Source organism: Corynebacterium sp. HMSC072G08 (genome assembly GCF_001809185.1).
Taxonomy (GTDB): Bacteria; Actinomycetota; Actinomycetes; order Mycobacteriales; family Mycobacteriaceae; genus Corynebacterium; species Corynebacterium phoceense.
Window position 1 is genome coordinate 1 of the sequence record NZ_KV796422.1, and the last position, 18294, is coordinate 18294.

The window sequence follows — 18294 nt, forward strand, 5'->3', positions numbered from 1 at the left end:
TCAGAGGTGTCTACCTAACGGGGGTCAGGTCCCCTGTCGATGCCTTTTCATTGTGGGATGACGGTCGCCCCTACATCTTTACTGCGCGTCGCCGTAGCCCCGAAGGCGAGAGGTTCACGCTGGCTCACGAGCTCGGCCGCCTCGTTATGCACCCCAACGATCCCACGACGCCTGAGGCTGAATCCGAGGCCGATGCCTTTGCCGCAGAATTCCTCATTCCGCACACGGCGTGCTTCGAATACCTTCCCTACAACCCATCGTTGGAAAGGCTGCTCGAGTTCAAAACCGCCTTTCGCGTCTCAGCCATCGCAGCCGCACGGCGCGTGCACGAAGTCGGTCGTTGCTCAGACTGGCACTACACGGAGCTCAATCGCATTCTCACGCTGCGCGGATTCCGCTCCGCTGAACCTGGCGGTCGTACCTTTTACGAACGCTCGCGCGTCTTTGACACGATCGCAGGCAACGATAAGTATTCGCTTCACGATATGGCGACTGAGCTTGGCCTTCCCACCGAATTGGCCCGCAGTTTCGCGCTCCAAATACGCCTTTCGGTGGTCTAGTCTCGCACCTCGTCGCGTCACAGTACAGTATCCAGCATGACCACACCACCGCCTGCACCGGATGTACGCCAGTTCCTCAACGACGAATCCCCCGTCGACCTCATCGAGTTTCTCAATGGACTCTTCTACGTCGAGCGCGTCGCTCGCGAGGAGGGCATAGATGAAGGCACGCCCGTCGGCACGACATACTTCGAGGAGCTCTGGGGCGAGGATTCTCCGGAGTCCACCATGGCGCTGGCCGTGGCGGCAGTTCTAGATCCCAACGACGAGCGTAAGTCGCGAACGCAGGAAATACTCGCCTCCCGCGAGCACGAACTTCCGGCGTGGGCCGAAGGCCTCACCCAGGCGAGCATCGGCGAAGTCATCGAGTCCACGCAGTACGCCGGCGACATCGTCTACTACGCACTCGAGCTCGCCATCCCTGGCTCGGAGCCGGTGGCCGTGAACGTCTCGATCGACCTCACGGAGACCAACGGCGCCATCTACGACTGTTTCGCGACGGCACTCCCGCTCGACGCCGTCCGCGACGTCATGCGCCGCAATGAGGATCAGGAACGCACCATGACGGTCCCAGTAGCAGGTCTGAAGAAGGTGCTCAGCAACGCACTCTACCTCGACGAAATCACCATCCCCTCCCATGAGAACGAGTCGTGGCCGCTCAACCGCCCGCTGCTCACCTGGGTCATCTCGCTACTGCCCGACAATGAAGCACCAGCGAACGGGCAGACTTTCGCCGCAGCCCGCGCCCGTCAAGAAAACGATGACTTCAGCGACCGTGACAAGGTCCTCAAGGAGTTCCTCAAGGCCGAAAAGCTCACCGGCGATGATCGCGATGCCGCCGAGCAACTCTTCGAGATCGCCTCCAACTACACCATGGCCGACCTGCTTCATTGGTCCCCGCTGCGCATCGAGATCGTCCTCGACACCATCGCCCGCAAGGTGATCGCTGCGCAGGACTACCTGGAGGCCTTCCCACTCGTTCTGGAACGCCTCCTTGTGTGGTCGAAGAAGCAGATCAAGCGCCCCGCCGATCTCCACACGCGCCTCATGGAGGAGCTCGAGGAGCAGCACAAGAACTTCGCCAAAGAAGTCACGGAGGAACCGAAGTACGCCGAGGGGACGATAGGCGCTCTGCTGCAGAAGGGACGCCCACGCCTCGACGAGTCGCCGCTCCCTCTCGAGGCGCTCAACACCGAGGACCTCTCCCCGGAACTCGTCGACCGAGTCAAGGCGACCGGCAAACAGATTCTTCGATGGTTCCGCACCCATCAGACCGCCGATGTGGAAATCCTTACGGCCACCCGTCGTCTTCTCCACGATGTCGCCGTCGTGCGTCCCGACCTCATCTCCGATCCCCGGTACACACCCGCCCAACTCGGTGCCCTCATCGTGCTCGTGACCTATGACAACTCGCTCGTGCTCATCGACGAGGATTCGGTCCTGCGCGGGTTTGATCTCGCAGAACCTATCGACGAGGAGGTGGAGGACTTCTTCGAGGCTCTCGACGATATCGACGAGGAACTGGCTCGCCCCGCGGGTTATTTCCTCACCTCCGAGATGCGCAGGCGGTGGAACGTGGTCTATAAGACCACGTAAGCCTCACACGCGCCGAAGTAGGATCGACAGTAGAGACCCGAGCTCCCTGAAAGGCGGCAATCATGGCTTCGCCATGGTGACGTGCCACCTGGCGCACCTGCTACCCCGCCCTCTTTGCGGTCGGCCTCGGCTGCGCGTGCGCTGTCCTCGTGACGCTGTCTATTCCGGTGGGACTCCTCCTTGATTTCAGCGAAGCGGGGTGCATCTGGCTCCACGCCGCCTTCGTGTCTAGCGCGTCCTCCAGGTCGGCGTGCCCATAATCGTGCTCACCGCCCGCACCAATATCGAAGCCCGCGTCAAGGCCTTGGAGGGCGGCGCGGACGACTACGTGCCCAAGCCTTTCCAGTTCGCCGAGCTCTTAGCCCGCGTGCCCCTGCGGCTTGCCCCACGCGCCCCGGCGGCTGAGACGAGTTCAGCTCCCGAAACTTTCACCATCACGCACGAGGACGTGAGCCTCGACCTGCGCACCCAACGCGTGGAGGTCGCCGGCACGTCCAAAGACCTCTCCCGCCGCGAGTTCGGCCTGCTCGAGACCTTCCTGCGCCACCCCGGCCAGATTCTCTCGCGCGCGCAGCTGCTCTCCATGGTCTGGGAGATGGACTTCGATCCTGGTTCCAACGTCGTGGACGTCTATATCCGGACGCTGCGCAAGAAAATCGGCCCCGAGCGCATCGAGACCGTCCGCGGCTCCGGCTACCGCCTCGTCTAGTCTGCACAACCCCGTTGCGCATTCACGAAAAACACCGGAGAACATCAACGACCCCACCTCCCATATGACCATGGGAAGGTGAGGTCGCCGCATTCAAGCGTTAGCGCTCGTTGTGGTCATGCCAGAACTGCACGATGATCCAGTCGCCCTTGTTCGGGCCCGCGGTGTACTTCGCGAAGCCATGGCCCACGGCAACGGAGGTCGTGTAGTACATGCCCTCGCGGTGACCATCCTTCGAGCGCTTCCAGACATCGATGGCCGCGGTCGGGTCGCCGGCGATCGCGATGTGCTCGTGCGGGCAATCCGTGTAGGTCCAGCACTTCAGGGTGCTGTGGTTGAACGTGCCCTGCGCGGCCTCGTGCTCGGCCCACTTCTGCGCGATGGCGTTGAGCTCCGCAGACTCAGACACGGGTGCAACCCCCTGCGAGGCACGGAACTCGTTGAGCTGCCGCATAAGCGACGCACGCACCTGCTCCGGCGTGCGCTCCACCGGCTTCGGTGCCGGCTGCGGTGCCGGCTGCGGTGCCGGCTGGGAATTGGTCCCGCCCGACTGCGCGGTGCCATTGCCACTGATGCTCGAGGAAGCAGTATCGCCCTGGACCGCGCCGATGATGGCGCCGATAATCGAAATCACCGTAACGATAAGGCCGATGATTTTGTTGATGTCAATATTCATATTGACGTTCATAAAAACTCACTCCTGAAGAGACGATGAAGGAAATAGGGGTGCTGAGCAGACTGAGAAAGAAAAGCCTTAACGAGCACTCAGTTTAGTTTAAGGATTATGACAGGCGCCATTCGTGCCCCTTATCGGGGCCACGGGCGGCGGTCATCCTGGACCGTCACGCAGAAGTGCCTGTACGTTGACCCGCAGCTCCTCCGCGCCGAGGACGCTGCGCAGACGCTCCGGCTCATTCGGGGCGGTGCGCACCCGCACCGCCGCAGCCATAATCTGCTCGCGGATGCGCTCCGCCATGCGCGGGTCCTGTGCGAAGGCCTCCTGCAACGGGCTTCCGATGCCCTGGGTGACCGCCGCGTAGTCCCACTCCAGCAAGAGCGCATCAAGGTCCGCCGCGGATTCCACGCCCAGCGCGACAATCTCCGCGTCGAGCTCATCCTGGACCGCGCCCTTGCCGGTGTCTTTCCACGCGCGGTAGATGAGCACCCCGGCGTAGCCCACACCGACCACGGCCACGGCCAAACCCGCGACCCACAGCGCAATGGCAAGCGCCCATACTGCAATGGCGATGAGAAAGACGAAGGCGATAATCCCGCCGCAGCCGCTACTCTTCGAGTTCATTAGCTGCCCTCCCTCAGGGATTGCATCCACTCGGCCGCGCCCTGCATGATGGTGATACCGACGAGCACGGCCACCGCGGCGAGCACGAGTGCCGCCACCGTAATGATGACGGCGGTGCCAACGCTCTTGCCTCGGTCCACGCGATACTCCGCGACGGCATCGAGCGTCGCCTCACGAAATTCGGCCAAGATGACCGGCCCCTGAATCTGCGCGCGCAACCACCGCAGCTTCGCCACATCAGCAACCGTGAGTGGCTGTGTCGCCGGTGCGGACGGCACCGCGGGCTGCTCAGCAGCAACTGGGTCGTACTTCTTATTCATGCTCCCTACCGTAAAGCCCACCCCCAACACGACCCCGCGACCGGACACTGGGCTTCGAACGGTTGTTTCTCTTGCCAGCTTCAAGACGTGAAAGAACCCCGCGTGGCGACCGTTCATTGAACGAGCCTCAGCGGGGTTCGTGCGACAAGAAACGCCGCAGCAGCAGTCTTACTGACCGAAGGAGCTATTGATGTTATCCTCGACGCACTTTTGCTGCTCGGCGGGATCCGTGATGTTCATACACTCTTCCAGGTTGGCGCTGTTGAAGATACCCACGCCAATAACCGCGAGGACAACAATGAACAGCAGCGACAGGACGGAGAGCACCAGACCCGTAACAGACATCCACGTGCGGCGTGCTTCCTTGGGCAGCTTGCGCGCAGTCACGAGCGCCACGATGCCCAGAATGATGCCAATCGGGCCCAACACGACGGGCGGAATGACGAACAGGCACGACAGCAGCGCGATGATACCCACGCCGAGTACCCACGGCGCGAGCTTCGACTTCTGCGCCGCAGCCGCGCCCCAGTCACCGGCGCCCTGGTAACCCTGGCCGTAGCCCGGGGTGCCTGTTGCACCATAGCCCGTGTAGCCAGAGCCAGCACTCGCACCGGTGCCATAGTCAGCGCCTGCGCCAGTACCTGCACCATAAGCGGTGCTGCCCGTGCCACCGGCCGGGTACGAGGTACCCGTCGGGTTCGCATCGCTCGAGCCGTAATTGGGCAGGCCCTGGCCGGCACCGGCGCCGGGGCTCGTGGAACCGTTCGAGGGCGTCGCACCGTTTGCGGCACCATCGCCAGCACCATTCGCGCCAAAGCCGCCGTTCGATGCGGAGTCGCCGTAAGGATTATTCGGGGTGGTCATCGTCGAGCCTTTCTCGTGGTCGCTATCACTAATTCAGTGTCCCCACCCTACTGGTAGCCAGTGTCAGTGTGCTGGGGACTACCCCCAGGTGATGGTAAAAACGAGCTCACAAAAAGGGAACACCCGACAGATACTCACGCCCCTGCCACCCACGTGACTATTGGCTTCATCCTTTGCTTCGCTGTTTCGCGGACACACCGGTATCCCTTCGGCGCAGCAAGCTAGCTCAGTCCCGTCAGAGAGGGTCGAGCCGAATTGCACTTGGGCTCTGCAAACAGATGTACGCATGCTCACTCCTATACAAACGCTGACTGGTACCCTAAACACAGCTCGACCACGTCCGGAAATAACCGCTGGCTAAACCGAAACCCCCTGTCCATTTCGGGCCATATGCCCCAAATAAAGGATACAACAAACGCCGGCGACACTCGTGGTGCAATCTTGTAGCCCCTGATGTCTTTGAAGCCGAGACTTCAGCTACACTGACCAAAGCAGCATAGCTAACCCCCGACGTGTCCACTTTCCGGGGGTCAGGCCCCTCGCCGGTGCCGCTCCAGTGCGATCCATCTACGAAGCTTTCATGCCACGACGGATACAAAACGAGCGCGAACCTCGTTTTGGTGGCGTGACTGGTTAAAACTTGAGCTGATTGTTTCAGATTAGAGAGGAGATTTCCGTGACCGTTGAGCCGCCAATGTTCCGTACGTTTGGCCACGAAACTGTTGAAGTAGTTCACGCCGAGGGCACTGCCGACGAGAGACGTTTTTCTGTCGAGGCACATGTCCAGCCCGATTCGGGTTTCGTCGCGGTAGACACGCCTATCTACGAGGGAGACATTGTTGAGATCAAAGACCCCCGTGGCAGCATTGAACGCAAGCTCGTAAGCGAAGTTAAAATCTACGATCCCAAAGGGGTTTCATTTCGAAAAATGCGTTATACGGAGCTTAAATGGGGCAAGGCTCCGCAGGCGCGTATTGCACCAGTTCGACGCCTCACCATTGAAAACTTTCACCCTCGCGTCATTGAGTCCGCAGGAAAGCTCTTCGCGGACGGCCATTTCAGTAGGGCCGTAACTGAAGCATTCGTGTCAATTGAAGTACGAGTTCGTGGTCTCTTGGGTTCTGATAATTCGGGCACGAAGCTGATGGATGAAGCCTTCGGCGGCAAAAACCCGAAGCTCTCGATAGCGCGGCATGAAGGACGTTCCGGCGAAGATGAGCAAGCTGGATTCCACGCACTATTTCGTGGAGCAATGTTAGGTGTCAGAAACCCTGGATCGCATGAGCTTGCGTTCGAACAGGATCCGCAAGAAGCCCTAGAATTTATAGCACTAGCCAGCTTGCTACATCGAAGGCTCGACTGTGGTTAGTTTGAGGCGACCGCGGCATCACTGACGTAGTTTTACGCTTACGCCTAGGCGGTGTGAGCCTAAGCGATTTCACTCTTCTAGTTATTCCTACTAAAAAATTGAAAGAAAAGACGAATGAGCCAACTGGGATCCTTTGTCCGCTTGCCCCCAAGACATCAACCTCCTCCAGGCACTGCTTACAGTTGTTCGAGAATCTGGAAGAACTGCGAGCTCGTATATGCGCCCTCCAGCGGTTCGACACCGTCTTGGAAAACCATGTAGTAACGGAACCCCTCACCAGCCATGGACGCCCACACGTTTCCAAGCCGCACCTTGCGACGTGAGTCATCGTTCTTTAACTGTGCACCTGAAGTGCCCCAGGTTTTGTTCCTAGGCTTGTGCCTTGATTTCCATTATTTCGCGACTGGGGTGGTGTTCCCCAAACTCAGTTTCCACTTCAGCCGGCGTGCGGTAGGCCAGGCTCTGGTGGAGCCTTGACTCATTCCGCCTATTCACCCACTCGAACGTCGCGATTTCCACATCGACGAAATCGGCCCACGTTCGCCTATGAATCAGCTCATTCTTGTAGGCACCATTGACATTCTCAGCCAAAGCATTGTCATGGAAGTCGCCCACCGTCCCAGTAGACGCTGCGATACCGTGTTCCGCCAAGCACTCGTTGTAGACGATGCTCACATATTGTAAGCCGTGGTCTGAATGGTGAATCAGACCCGTTGTTTCCTCAGCACATACGATCGCCTGGTTGAGCGCTTGCAGCGGCAGGGCTTCGGTGCGCATCGAATCCGACAGCGCCCATCCGACGATCCTCCGGGAGTACACATCGGCCACGAACGCGGTGTACACGAACCCTTTCCTGGTGCGCACGTAGGTAATGTCCGCCACCCGCAGCCGATGAGGGCCAGGAGCCCTAAATTCACGATTTACCAAGTCTGGGCGAAGATCCGGGCCTGTGGGTTTGCGCGTTGTCATTGGTGCCCTACCTTTGCCCTTGCCGGAAAGTCCAGCGCTGCGCATCAGCCAGGCTGTTTCATCGCGTCCAATGTCAATGCCCAGGCAGGCCAGCACGCGCTACATCTTCCGCACGCCGTAGACGCCGTAGTTTTCGGAAATGAACGTCGCGACTATGTTCCACGAGAACAGCGTCGCGAAGAGCGCGGAAGCTTAAAGCCCCTGGCCTGGGATTGGCGGTACCCACGCGAGCTAAGAAAACCGCCTTCGCGATGCGTGTTGAACCTCTGGCAGAGGAACTCGATTAAGAAACGATTCCCATACTCATCAATGAACCGGATCATTTCTTAGTGTTTCGGGCCTGGTTCGGATGCGAAAAGCTGAGGCGGCTTTCAACAACTCATTGATGTCCCGCAGCTCTTGATTTTCTCGACGCAGCTTGACGACCTCTGCCACAAGGTCCTCGGGCATTGATTCCACAACACGTCCCCCACGTCGAGCGGCCTGCGTCCATTGCCTCGCCGTATGCCACGAAACACCCAGCTTTGGAGCTACTGCCTGGCACGCGGCTTGCATCGACATGTTTTCCGCCAGAATGCGATCTTCAACGAGGCGGACGACTCGGTCCTTCGCATCCGGATCACATTATCTCGGCATGTGCCTTGTTTTCCCAGCTACTCAAACGGAACAAACCCTGGGGCGCTTCAGATCGCCTTGAACGACAAACTGTTTTCCTTCTTCGCAAGCACTGCCTGCACTGCAAGGCCGACGACAGCGAGCACAATTCCGATGGCATCTGTGATCAGGGTGGGCGACATCATGGTGAGTGCGGCCGCGAGGAAGACCAGGCGGAGGAACCACGGGATCTTGACCATAAGGTGGCCTTCGACGGCGACCGAGAGGAGCAGGACACCGATGGTGCCAGTGATGATGACAGTGAGTCCACTGACGAAGCTGACGTCGATGAGGAGCATCGCCGGGTTAAAGACGAATATGAACGGGATGATGTAGCCAGCTAGGGACAGTCGCATGGACTGCAGACCGGTGCGCATCGGGTCTGCACCCGAGAGACCAGCGGCAGCGAAGGCGGCGAGGGCGACCGGAGGCGTGATGTTGGCGAAGAGTCCGAAGTAAAAGACGAACATATGCGCCACGACCGGTTCCACGCCGAGGAGGCCGAGGGCTGGTGCGGCCATGGTGGCGGTGATGATGTACGTCGGGATGGAGGGCAGGCCCATGCCGAGGATGATGCACGCGAACATCGTGAGGATGAGCGAAAGCAACAGGTTGCCCGCGCCGAGAGCAACGATGGCATTGGACAGCGTTACGCCGAAACCAGTGAGCGTCACAACACCGACGATGACGCCAACGGCGGCACAGGCGATAGACACGGAGACGGCGGTCTTGGCTCCATCAGCAAGCGACTCAAAGATTTCCTTCACCGACATGCGGGTGCTGGGACGCAGCTCCGCCACGACGATGGTCACGATGATAGTGAGCAGCGCCGAGAACAGGATGGTGCGACCGGAGAAGAAGAGCATGTAGATGAGGAAGAGCAACGGCAGGACGAGGTGGCCGCGTTCTTTCATCACTTCCATGGCGGCGGGCAGGTTCTCTTTGGAGATGCCGCTCAAGCCGTCCTTTGTGGCGCGCAGATGCACCTGAGCGAGGATGCCGAGGTAGTAGAGCAACGCTGGAATTAGTGCCGCGATGGCAATCTCTTTATAGGGAACGCCGAGAGTCTCTGCCATGACAAAGGCGGCGGCGCCCATGACCGGCGGAAGTATCTGACCGCCAACGGACGCAGACGACTCGACGGCACCGGCAAAGACTGGCTTGTAGCCAACGCGCCTCATGAGCGGAATGGTAAACGCACCAGTGGTCACGACGTTGGCGACGGCGGCGCCGTTGATGGAGCCGAGGAAGCCGGAGGCGACAACGGCAACCTTGGCCGGGCCACCGCGCCCGCGGCCGGCGAGTGCCAGGGCGATGTCATTGAAGAACTGGCCCATACCAGACTTCTGGAGCACCGCGCCGAAAAGAACGAAGAGGAAAATGTAGGACGCGGCCACGCCGGTAGCCGTACTGTAGATACCCTCGCTGGTGAGGTAAATGAAGTTGACCGTGTCATCCCAGGAGTAGCCGCGGTGGCGGAACATGCCAGGCATCTCGCGACCAAAGATGGCGTAGCCCAGGAAGAGGACGGCGAGGATGGGCAGCGCCCAACCGGTGATGCGACGGGCGGCTTCGAGGACCGCGACGATAAGGATGACACCGAAGACAAGATCGAGCTGCGTGGGGTTACCGGCACGACGGACGATGGAGTCATAGTCCATGAAGATATAGACCGTCGTCGCGAGCGAAGCAGCGATGAGAATCCAATCGTAGAAAGGAATCTTCTCACGCGTTGCCTTCTTCAGCGGCGGATAGAGCGCGAAAGCCAGAGACAGGATGACCGCGACGTGGAGCGAGCGGTGCTCAAGCAGCGGCGGCGCTCCGAAGTAGGCCGTGTACATGTGGTACAGCGAGACGGCAACGGCGAAGACCGTGACGATGGACGTGATGACCTTCGAACGGAACTCGCGAGTGCGTGATTCGCGGTCGAACTTCTCAAGGACCTTATCTGCCTCTTCTTGAGTCGTCAGATGCTGGTCCTTAACGGGACTGGTGGTGGGCGCTGTCATTGCTGCCTCCTGGTCGCAAACGAGTTAGTGAACAACGAGCTCAACGAAGCTCTGGTGCGGGATTTCGGTGGTCAAAGTCGTAGTGCCAACTGTGATCCCGTGCTGGGTTTTGTGCGAGTGGACCCATCGCAGTTGATCGAGACGGCGGCCGATGTTGTACATGCGCACTACCCCATCCTTCGTTTCGACGTCGCCTTCAATCTGGGCCGGGACGCCGGCGCCATAGCCCTTGATGAGAACCTCGTCGAGGACCAGGTGCGTGTCTTCGACGTGGTAGCGCTCTACCCACGGCTCGTGCTCGATCGAATGAATCCAGCTGAGCTCAATGACCGTATCCGGGGAGATATTCGCTTGCTCGAGGAAGACCTCTCCACCGCGCTGATCGCGGACGTAGAGGGTGTGTCCCTCGCTGCGTGCCGCGACTGCCTGGGTGCCCACGATGATGAGGGCCACGGCAAGGACAAGCGCGGCGAGCGAGGACGCCTTCCTTCGAGACATGAGCTTTATCCCAGCTGTCTAGAGAGCACCTTGCTCTTCGAAATAGCGCTTGGCACCGGGGTGCAGTTCCGTCGCGAGACCATCCTCGACCGAGTCAAGCGTGATCTGCTTTGCTGCGTTGTGAGCTGCGTGGATGGTGTCCAGGTTCTCGAAGATGGCCTTGGTTATCTCGTAGACCTGGTCATCGTTGAGAGAGTTCGAAACGAGCAGCTGGTTGGTAATCGCCGCCGTAGGCACATCCTCTGCCTGGTCGTAGGTACCGCCCGGGATAACCGAGGCGTCGAAGAACGGGTACTTCTCCTTAAGTTTGTCCATGCCCTCTCCCTCGATGGGGACGATCTCCACGTCCTCGCTCGTGGCAAGATCCATGACCGAAGCGTTCGGCAGACCGGACGTGACGAACGCGGCGTCCACCTGGCCGTTCTTCATCTGGTCGATGGCATCCGAGTAAGACAGGAAGTCTTCCTCGATGTCGTCATAGTTCATGTCGTGAGCGTCGAGAATCATCTGAGCGTTGAGCTCCACGCCGGAGTTCTGGTCGCCGACGCCAACACGCTTGCCCTCGAGGTCTGCAACGCTCTTGATGCCGGACTTGGCAGTAGTGACGATCTGGACGTAGTTCGGGTAGAGCGCGGTAATCGCCTTGAGATCCTTGAGAGCGTTCTGGCCCTCGAACGGGCCGGTGCCTTCGATTGCCTGGCGGGTGGCGTCGCCCATGACGAAAGCGATCTCGGCACGATCCGAGGTGATGAGCTGGATGTTTTCCACCGAGGCACCCGTCGCTTGGACCGATGAGTCCGCACCGAGAGTATCTCCAATGACTTGCGCCAGCGCGGCACCAATCTGGTAGTATGGACCGGACGTGCCGCCCGCGGCGATGGTGACGAAGTCGACCTTCGCGTCGCCGGAACCACCGCTGGCGGAATCAGCGTCTGAGGACGAGCAAGCCGTGAGCGTCAGGACGGCAGCGGACAGAGCCGCGAGGGTTGCGCGGATTTTCATGTTGTCTCCTTTGAGATGCTCCAAGGTGGAGGGTGATAGAACGAGAGTTCACCGACTATGCGTCACCCCATATGCATTCCACAGTGTGACTCATCTATCAGTGTTGGAGCTAACGTATCACATACCACAGGGCCAACATGCTAATTTTGTAAACGATGATCGCGGATTACCCCCGTGCCCCCCACTCTCCACCCGCGTTCCTTTTCGACGCGCCAACCAAGTGCTTCCATGCGATACATTCCCACTTGAGCCGCGAAAAAGAAAGTAGTCCTCCCAACTTTTCTGCGAAAGAACTTCTCATGGTTTTCTCGGCCCGATCCTCGCGGCGCATCGCTGCGCCAGCCAATACTCTGGGCATGGCGGCAGCATCCCTCTCCGTTCCAGCTAACGCCATGGTCAACGCACCTATCACGTTGCCGCAACTAGCTATGCGGACTAATTGAGGTCAGCCCCTAATGCCTAGGCGGCTGCGAACATAATCAAACGGTCCGCGGGCCATGGAAACGCGGTAGACGCACCGAGTTATCCCAGTTTCACTGAGTGCTGAATGCAGTTTTGACAAGCCGACGCCTCCCGAGAGTTATGTAAAAAGAGGCACTGAACAAAACGGTCAAGTCCGCGTAGGTAGTGTATGAGTTCGCCAGAGGGCCGCCCACTGCTCACGCACCGCCGACTGGGAACAGAACTCACCATCAGTGCGGGTAGCAAGCACACTGGCAATCCGCCACAGATGGCGAACTTCCACAACGCGCGCGGATCCGGAACCGAACGTGCGGCCGCGCATCAGCCGGAGCTATTCACCTTCGCCTCACCAGACTTCGCTACAAACTCGCACCCGGAGGAACTCGAGCGCGATGATCTTCGCGGGACATGGGTGTAGCTCTACCGAATCCACGGGCCGCACGCTATCTCGCATGAATTCTCCTGTCCGGTAAGCCTCACATACGGCAAGGTCGAGCATTGGCGAGCGCGCGTCATGGTGCCGACGCTTCAGCGTGACGGTACGCGGCTCAGCATCATGAACCGGAAATAGCCGCAGCTCCGATGAAGTCCCTGGGCATAGACGTATCCAAGACAAGTCAGGCGCATGCAAATGTGCGACCAAAACCACCCCGAGGATCACTGCAAGGATTACACTCTTCTCATGATTAAAGACTCTCGTCTTTCTCTGCACACTCAGTCGCGCGCTGTTGCCCTCGGTGTTGGTGTTGCAATTGCCGCTTCAACGGTTGTCGCGCCGGCACATGCCGCTATCGTCTCCGGAAACACCTCCACCTGCACCCGCGAATTCACGTGGGCGGAAACGAATGAATTCAGCAATGGTCCGTTCCACTTCTTCGACGCACTGCGCGATGAAATGGAGAAGTCCCTATCTTCTGATGAGGCGCGTGCGCAGCTTGACGAGTACCAGCAGGCCGCGTACAGCGGCCTCAACGACGAAGCGCCGACCGACAAGGTCGTCGCGGAAGCGCTCGCTGCTGGCTACACGAAGGATGAAATCGACAACTACTTGCTGCTCATCATGGACTCGGAGCGTTCAGAAGCAGGTGTCGTCACGACGCACGAGCTCGCCCAGGATCCTGTCGACATGATTAGCTCTGGCGAAGCCAACTCTCACCTTATGCCCGTGCTGCCCGCCGAGTCCGAGCGCAGTGACGCTCTGAAGAAGGCGATTGCTGGAATCGATCCCAAGACCGCCGCGGAGTACGCGGCATGGTCGAAGACAGTCGCTGCCGCAGACGCGAAAGCCGTGGAGTTCTGCGAGAAGGGCACCATCGGCTCCTCCATCGTCGACTACCCCACCGGCGGTGCCAGCGATGCCGACATCCTGTCCTCTGAGGAAAAGATTGCGCTCTCCAGCGACGACCCGTCGAACCGGGTTCCGGAGTCAGTGTCCTCGCAGGCAGCCATCGCGGGTCCGATCCTCGGGGTGCTTGCGATCATCGCGGCCGTGGCAGGAGCGCTGCAGCTGCCGCAGGCTCAGCCCATCATGCGCCAGCTGCGCTCGTTGCTCGGGGTGTAAAACTCACGCGACGCCGAGGTTGGGGGCTCGGCGTCGCGAGGGGCATCGGCAAGCAGGGCGGGCTTGCTAGCGCAGCGGGTCGAAGTCCCGGATCTCCGGCAGGGTCTCCCCTGTCTCAATGAGGTGAGCGAGGGCGCGGCCGGAGGCGGGGCCTAAGACGACGCCCCACATGCCGTGGCCGCCGGCAACAAAGACGTTGGGGGCTTTGGTCACGCCGATAAGCGGCAGGCCGTCCGGGGTGACGGGGCGGGAGCCCACCCACTCGTCTTGGCGGTTGTCGAAGTTGAGGCCGGTGAACATTTCCTTGGCGGCCTTGACCATGGACTGGACGCGCTTGGGGTCGAAGGGAGCGTCGGCATCGCGGAACTCCATGGTGCCGGCAATGCGGAAGCGGCCCTCGTACGGGGTGCAGGCCAGGCGCTGCGCGGGCAGGTAGACGGGATACTCGGCGGGGTGCGCGCCGGTATCAACGCTGAATGAGTAACCACGTCCGGCTTGGACGCGGGTGCGCACGCCGAGCTTGCGGGCGAGCTTGGGCAGCCACGCGCCGGTGGCCAGGACCACGTGGTCGACTTGGAGACGCTCGCCGGTGGAGAGCTCCACCACGGGCTTGCGGGTGGACTGGACGTCCACGACGGAGGCGCCGGTGCGGATGGTGACGCCGCGGTCGCGGAGGGCATCGGCAAGCTTGTGGCAGAACGGACCCGGCTCAAAGTAGCGCTGGTTGCCCAGCTGGAAGACGAGCTGCGCGTTATCGCTGAGGAAGGGCACGAATTCGCGAGGATTGGCGACCTCCTCAAAGGGAACATCCTGGCCGTGGCGCACGGCGCCTTCGACCTCATGAATAAACCCCTCGGCCTCCTGCTCGTTCTTGAAGGCGATGATGAACGGGCTCTTCTTCGTCCAGGACTCGACGCCGCCGTCGACCATCTCGTCATAGGCGTCGAGTGCCTTGAGATCGATGGGAGTGAGCGCAGCCATCGTCTTATCCCAGGCCTTCTGGGTGGCGTGCGCCATAAAACGCACGCCAAAGTCGATGACCTGCGGGCTGGGCGGAAGCGGGACGTGGAGGGCGGCATCCGGATTGAAGAAGGCCTGCGGGGTGTAGCGCCACAGCTCCGTGTTGGCGAGCGGAATGGTCTTACCGGGGCTCAGCCACCCGGCATTGCCCCAGGAGGAACCGGCTGCGACGCCATCGCGGTCAATGACGGTGACCTCGTGGCCTTTCTGCCGGAGGAACCAGGCCGTGGACAAGCCGACCATGCCTGCGCCGACGACGATCGAATGTGGGGTGGACTGGGGTGCTGCCATGGAATGCTTCCTCTCAGGGTGTCGAGTGGGTGTGTTGTGCGTAGAGCCCTTGTGAGGCTCGCACAGTGGGGTGTGGATTGTGAGACATATTACTACCGCATTGGTGGTTGTGTGGGCGAAATGACGTCTGGATTAAGTGGGTGCTGTGGGGCCTCGGCAAAGGTGGCTGATAGTTCGGTGCGGCGGGGTGAGTGATGGCCCGGCGCGCGCGAAGCGCCGCCATCAAGGAAGGATGGCGGCGCTGTATGTGGTGACTGTTAACGGAGGTGATGGACTTCGGCCAGCTTGTAGACCGGGGTGTCAAGTCCCTCGTAGCGGGCCTTCAACTGGAGCGCGAGGTAGCGCGAATAGTGGCGCGACTGGTGGAGGTTACCGCCGTGGAACCAGAGGTTGTCCTTGTCTCCCCATCTAAGCCGGGCGGTGAAGGTGCAGCTCGATGGGAACCGTGCGGCCTGGAACGTGGGCTGCGCAGTTGCCGGCCCAGGAACAGCCGTCGCAACTCGAGGCCGCGCACTCGCCGAGCGCCGCGCGCGTGAGCTCGCCGGTGGCCTCGAGGTGCGCCAGGACAAGGTCGACGGTCTCGGCGTCGAGCCCGGTCGCGGCGGCCAGCGCCGGGGTTCCGCTTATCCCCTGGGCCAACGCGGCGGTGACGGCGCGGGACGGTGGGAGGGATGGGGGCATCGGAAGGCTGCGGCGGAACATTACAGCACCAGCTTGAGGAGCTGGAAGGCGATGACGGAGAGCGTCCACGCGAGGGCGAGCTGCACGCCGAAGCCGAAGAGGGTCCACCGCCAGCCGATTTCGCGGCGTTGCGCGGCGATGGTCGCCACGCACGGGGTGTACGAGAGCAGGAAGAGCATGTAGGCCCACACCGCGGCCAAAGCATGGCCTTCCGATGCCGCCTCAAAGTCAGCGCGGATATTGCCGGCGAGGGGGCTGGCGGCTTGCTCGGTGGGATCGGCATCCGTGACGTCCGCGACGGCATAGGTCTGCGCCCACGTGGAGATAAGCGCTTCCTTCGCCACGAAGCCGGTGACGAGCGGGCCAGTGAGCGACCACGAGTCAAAGCCAGCAGGCGCGAAGGCCGGGGCGATGGTGCGCGCGACGGTGCCGTACGCGGAATCCTGTGGGGCGACCTCACCAATCCGGGCGTCCGTGCCGACGGGGATGGCCATGAGCAGCCAGATGACGATGACGGTGGAGACGATAATGCCGCCGGCGGTGCGCAGGAATCCTCTGAGACGAATCCACATGACGGACAAGGCCAGGCGCGCGGTGGGCAGCTGGTAGGAGGGCAAATCAATGACAAGTGCCTCGGCGGGCAGGGCGCGCCACAGCGTGTGGCGCAGGAGCAGGCCGGTGAGCACGACGAGTGCGATGGAGACGACGTACATCGTGAAGACGGCGCTGCCTGCATGCGCCGGGAAGAAGGTCTGCGCGAGCATGAGGAAGACGACGAGTCGCGCGGAGCATGACGTGAATGGAATGAGCAGTGCGGTGAGGATCCGCTGGCGTGGTGCGGCGAGCACGCGCGTGGCGGCAATCGCCGGGACATTGCAGCCAAAGCCCACGATGATGGGGATAAACGCCTTGCCCGGCAGCCCGATGGCGCGCATGACGCGGTCGGTGACCACCGCCGCCCGCGCCATATAGCCGGAGTCCTCCAGCACGGCCAGGCAGATGAACATGAGCGCCATGAGCGGGGCGAAGGTGAGCACGGTGCCCACGCCGCCGATGAAACCGTCGACAAGGAGGCCTTCCACCAGTCCCCCGCCCAGGCCGACTTTTTCGAGCCCGGCGCGCGCCGCATCAGAGACTGGCCCCAGGATGAACGCCTCGAGGCCATCCTGCAGCGGTGCCGCGACAGTGGTGGTGATCTGGAAGACGAGCCACATGACGCCAAGGAAGAGAATGGGCCCCAGGACCGGGTGGAGGGCGAAGCGGTCAATCTTCTCCGTGGCGGTGGTCGCGGCGGGACCGCGGGTGACGGCGGCCTTCACAGCAGCATCGACATCTCGGAATCGATCGTCGGGATCATGGGAGGTGCGGAGGGTGGTCTTAGTCGTGGCCAGTGCTGCGCGGACGGCGCGCTCTAGTTCTGCGATGCCGGAGCGCGTGCGTCCGTTGACAGTGACGACGGGCATCCCGAGCTGCTTTTCCAGCTTCCTGACATCCACGGTGATGCCGCGGGCGGCGGCCGTGTCCGTCTTACTCAGCGCGATGACGACGCGGTGCGGGTACTCCGCAACCTGCAGCGCCATGTTGAGACCGCGCGCCACGGCGGTGGCGTCGACGAGGACTACGACGGCATCGGGACGCTCGTCCACCGGATGCCTGATGAGCATGTCCCGGGTGAGCTCCTCATCCGGGCTCATAGGGTCGAGCGAATACGCGCCAGGAAAGTCGATGAGGTCGATCGCCTGCGCCTGGTGAGGGCAGTGGCACTCGCTGGTCCCGGCACACGCGCAGTCGTGCGCTGTGCTGAGCCGCCAGGCGCCGCGGGCGACCTCGACGGTGGTGCCTGGCCAGTTGCCGGTCTGGGCCTTCGCACCGGTGAGCGCGTTAAAGAGCGTGGACTTGCCGGAGTTCGGTGCGCCGACGAGCGCGACGATAGGCGCACCCGCGGGAGCTACTGCCCCGCCGGCATTGCTGTGACAGCTGGCGGCTTTGTGTGTGGTGCTCATCGTTGGACGTCCAGGCTCGCGAGGGTCGCCACGTCGAGGGCGTAGCGGCAGCCGTCCACGGTCACGACGCGGCCGCCGCCGGCCGTCTTATTGCCAATGGTGAGTGTCGCGCCCTCGCGCAAGCCGAGCTCGCGCAGGCGAAGGGCCAGCGCCGGATTCGTGACGCGGGCGACGCTGGTGAGCACGGCTTCGGCGCCGACGGGCAGTAGGTGGGCGCGGGCAGTGCAGTCGCGCTCGGCCTCGCCAGGCAGCGGTGCAGAGGTCGCGGCGCGGTGGCCGGTGGCAAAAAGCGACAACATAACCATGAGGACTTCCTCGTCAATGAGTGAGGCTGATAATTAATCTCATAGTGAGTTTAAATCGCGAAGGCTTGCCTTAAGAAGGCGATCCTTGGCTTTGACTACTTTGTCACACCCAGGGGTGGAT

General features: G+C 61.3%; 16 protein-coding genes and 2 pseudogenes. 5 read left to right on the plus strand and 13 right to left on the minus strand.

What is annotated here, in order from left to right; translation table 11 throughout:
- From HMPREF2559_RS05645 to HMPREF2559_RS05655, 3 genes and pseudogenes are all read left to right on the plus strand, one after another.
- Positions 1–560: ImmA/IrrE family metallo-endopeptidase (locus HMPREF2559_RS05645; RefSeq protein WP_148138781.1), on the plus strand; the 560-nt coding region annotated here is incomplete at its 5' end.
- Positions 561–596: 36 nt separating this feature from the next.
- Positions 597–2156, plus strand: a complete 1560-nt coding sequence (locus HMPREF2559_RS05650) for a hypothetical protein (RefSeq protein WP_070539831.1) — start codon at positions 597–599, stop codon at positions 2154–2156.
- A 232-nt stretch (positions 2157–2388) separates the two neighbouring features.
- Positions 2389–2865 (plus strand): annotated as a pseudogene (locus HMPREF2559_RS05655) (response regulator transcription factor); the annotation flags it as partial.
- Positions 2866–2965: 100 nt separating this feature from the next.
- Here HMPREF2559_RS05655 and HMPREF2559_RS05660 read toward each other — a convergent pair.
- From HMPREF2559_RS05660 to HMPREF2559_RS05675, 4 genes are all read right to left on the minus strand, one after another.
- Positions 2966–3553 carry a CAP domain-containing protein gene (locus HMPREF2559_RS05660; protein WP_066512897.1) on the minus strand — a complete coding sequence of 196 codons (588 nt, stop codon included), beginning with the start codon at positions 3551–3553 and terminating at the stop codon, positions 2966–2968.
- Between the two features lie 141 nt (positions 3554–3694).
- A complete protein-coding gene (locus HMPREF2559_RS05665; RefSeq protein WP_066486402.1) occupies positions 3695–4165 on the minus strand; it encodes a hypothetical protein in 471 nt (156 codons plus the stop codon).
- Entirely contained in the window at positions 4165–4485 is a 321-nt protein-coding gene (locus HMPREF2559_RS05670) for a hypothetical protein (protein WP_070539834.1), read from the minus strand. The genes HMPREF2559_RS05665 and HMPREF2559_RS05670 overlap by 1 nt, the downstream gene beginning before the upstream one ends.
- 168 nt (positions 4486–4653) lie before the next feature.
- The gene (locus HMPREF2559_RS05675) at positions 4654–5349 is read right to left on the minus strand and encodes a hypothetical protein (RefSeq protein ID WP_070539836.1); all 696 of its coding nucleotides are present in this window, start codon (positions 5347–5349) and stop codon (positions 4654–4656) included.
- Between the two features lie 676 nt (positions 5350–6025).
- Here HMPREF2559_RS05675 and HMPREF2559_RS12385 point away from each other — a divergent pair.
- Positions 6026–6718, plus strand: coding sequence for a TIGR02391 family protein (locus HMPREF2559_RS12385; RefSeq protein ID WP_148138783.1), 693 nt, complete (start codon positions 6026–6028; stop codon positions 6716–6718).
- A gap of 369 nt (positions 6719–7087) precedes the next feature.
- On the opposite strand, the gene HMPREF2559_RS05685 is transcribed toward HMPREF2559_RS12385, so the two are convergent.
- From HMPREF2559_RS05685 to HMPREF2559_RS05700, 5 genes and pseudogenes are all read right to left on the minus strand, one after another.
- On the minus strand, positions 7088–7783 hold the full coding sequence (locus HMPREF2559_RS05685) for an IS3 family transposase (protein ID WP_083297786.1): 696 nt from the start codon (positions 7781–7783) through the stop codon (positions 7088–7090).
- A 210-nt stretch (positions 7784–7993) separates the two neighbouring features.
- A pseudogene (locus HMPREF2559_RS13245) lies at positions 7994–8312 on the minus strand (transposase).
- A 58-nt stretch (positions 8313–8370) separates the two neighbouring features.
- Positions 8371–10350 (minus strand): TRAP transporter permease, encoded by a 1980-nt coding sequence (locus tag HMPREF2559_RS05690; protein ID WP_070539842.1) that lies wholly within the window; start codon positions 10348–10350, stop codon positions 8371–8373.
- Between the two features lie 24 nt (positions 10351–10374).
- Positions 10375–10848, minus strand: a complete 474-nt coding sequence (locus HMPREF2559_RS05695) for a DUF1850 domain-containing protein (RefSeq protein ID WP_083297787.1) — start codon at positions 10846–10848, stop codon at positions 10375–10377.
- A gap of 18 nt (positions 10849–10866) precedes the next feature.
- Positions 10867–11850: a TAXI family TRAP transporter solute-binding subunit gene (locus HMPREF2559_RS05700; RefSeq protein WP_070539849.1), complete on the minus strand. Its 984-nt coding sequence runs from the start codon at positions 11848–11850 to the stop codon at positions 10867–10869.
- A 1144-nt stretch (positions 11851–12994) separates the two neighbouring features.
- Here HMPREF2559_RS05700 and HMPREF2559_RS13250 point away from each other — a divergent pair.
- Complete coding sequence (locus tag HMPREF2559_RS13250; protein WP_233423575.1) at positions 12995–13873, plus strand: hypothetical protein; 879 nt, start codon at positions 12995–12997, stop codon at positions 13871–13873.
- Between the two features lie 66 nt (positions 13874–13939).
- Here HMPREF2559_RS13250 and HMPREF2559_RS05715 read toward each other — a convergent pair whose 3' ends face one another.
- The 4 genes from HMPREF2559_RS05715 to HMPREF2559_RS12405 form a co-directional block, all read right to left on the minus strand.
- Positions 13940–15184 (minus strand): NAD(P)/FAD-dependent oxidoreductase, encoded by a 1245-nt coding sequence (locus HMPREF2559_RS05715; protein ID WP_070539852.1) that lies wholly within the window; start codon positions 15182–15184, stop codon positions 13940–13942.
- Positions 15185–15592: 408 nt separating this feature from the next.
- On the minus strand, positions 15593–15865 hold the full coding sequence (locus HMPREF2559_RS12970; protein ID WP_070540000.1) for a hypothetical protein: 273 nt from the start codon (positions 15863–15865) through the stop codon (positions 15593–15595).
- A 20-nt stretch (positions 15866–15885) separates the two neighbouring features.
- Positions 15886–17868 carry a ferrous iron transport protein B gene (gene feoB, locus HMPREF2559_RS05725; protein ID WP_070539855.1) on the minus strand — a complete coding sequence of 661 codons (1983 nt, stop codon included), beginning with the start codon at positions 17866–17868 and terminating at the stop codon, positions 15886–15888.
- Complete coding sequence (locus HMPREF2559_RS12405) at positions 17865–18173, minus strand: FeoA family protein (RefSeq protein ID WP_246817225.1); 309 nt, start codon at positions 18171–18173, stop codon at positions 17865–17867. The genes feoB and HMPREF2559_RS12405 overlap by 4 nt, the downstream gene beginning before the upstream one ends.
- Positions 18174–18294: the final 121 nt, after the last annotated feature.

Bases quoted from the DNA above. Each gene is read 5' to 3' on its own strand.
- HMPREF2559_RS05700 (WP_070539849.1), bottom strand. From the start codon at position 11,850: ATGAAAATCCGCGCAACCCTCGCGGCTCTGTCCGCTGCCGTCCTGACG.
- HMPREF2559_RS05660 (WP_066512897.1), bottom strand. From the start codon at position 3,553: ATGAACGTCAATATGAATATTGACATCAACAAAATCATCGGCCTTATC.
- HMPREF2559_RS05675 (WP_070539836.1), bottom strand. From the start codon at position 5,349: ATGACCACCCCGAATAATCCTTACGGCGACTCCGCATCGAACGGCGGC.
- HMPREF2559_RS12970 (WP_070540000.1), bottom strand. From the start codon at position 15,865: ATGCCCCCATCCCTCCCACCGTCCCGCGCCGTCACCGCCGCGTTGGCC.
- feoB (WP_070539855.1), bottom strand. From the start codon at position 17,868: ATGAGCACCACACACAAAGCCGCCAGCTGTCACAGCAATGCCGGCGGG.
- HMPREF2559_RS13250 (WP_233423575.1), top strand. From the start codon at position 12,995: ATGATTAAAGACTCTCGTCTTTCTCTGCACACTCAGTCGCGCGCTGTT.
- HMPREF2559_RS05695 (WP_083297787.1), bottom strand. From the start codon at position 10,848: ATGTCTCGAAGGAAGGCGTCCTCGCTCGCCGCGCTTGTCCTTGCCGTG.
- HMPREF2559_RS05650 (WP_070539831.1), top strand. From the start codon at position 597: ATGACCACACCACCGCCTGCACCGGATGTACGCCAGTTCCTCAACGAC.
- HMPREF2559_RS05665 (WP_066486402.1), bottom strand. From the start codon at position 4,165: ATGAACTCGAAGAGTAGCGGCTGCGGCGGGATTATCGCCTTCGTCTTT.
- HMPREF2559_RS05690 (WP_070539842.1), bottom strand. From the start codon at position 10,350: ATGACAGCGCCCACCACCAGTCCCGTTAAGGACCAGCATCTGACGACT.
- HMPREF2559_RS12405 (WP_246817225.1), bottom strand. From the start codon at position 18,173: ATGGTTATGTTGTCGCTTTTTGCCACCGGCCACCGCGCCGCGACCTCT.
- HMPREF2559_RS05715 (WP_070539852.1), bottom strand. From the start codon at position 15,184: ATGGCAGCACCCCAGTCCACCCCACATTCGATCGTCGTCGGCGCAGGC.
- HMPREF2559_RS05670 (WP_070539834.1), bottom strand. From the start codon at position 4,485: ATGAATAAGAAGTACGACCCAGTTGCTGCTGAGCAGCCCGCGGTGCCG.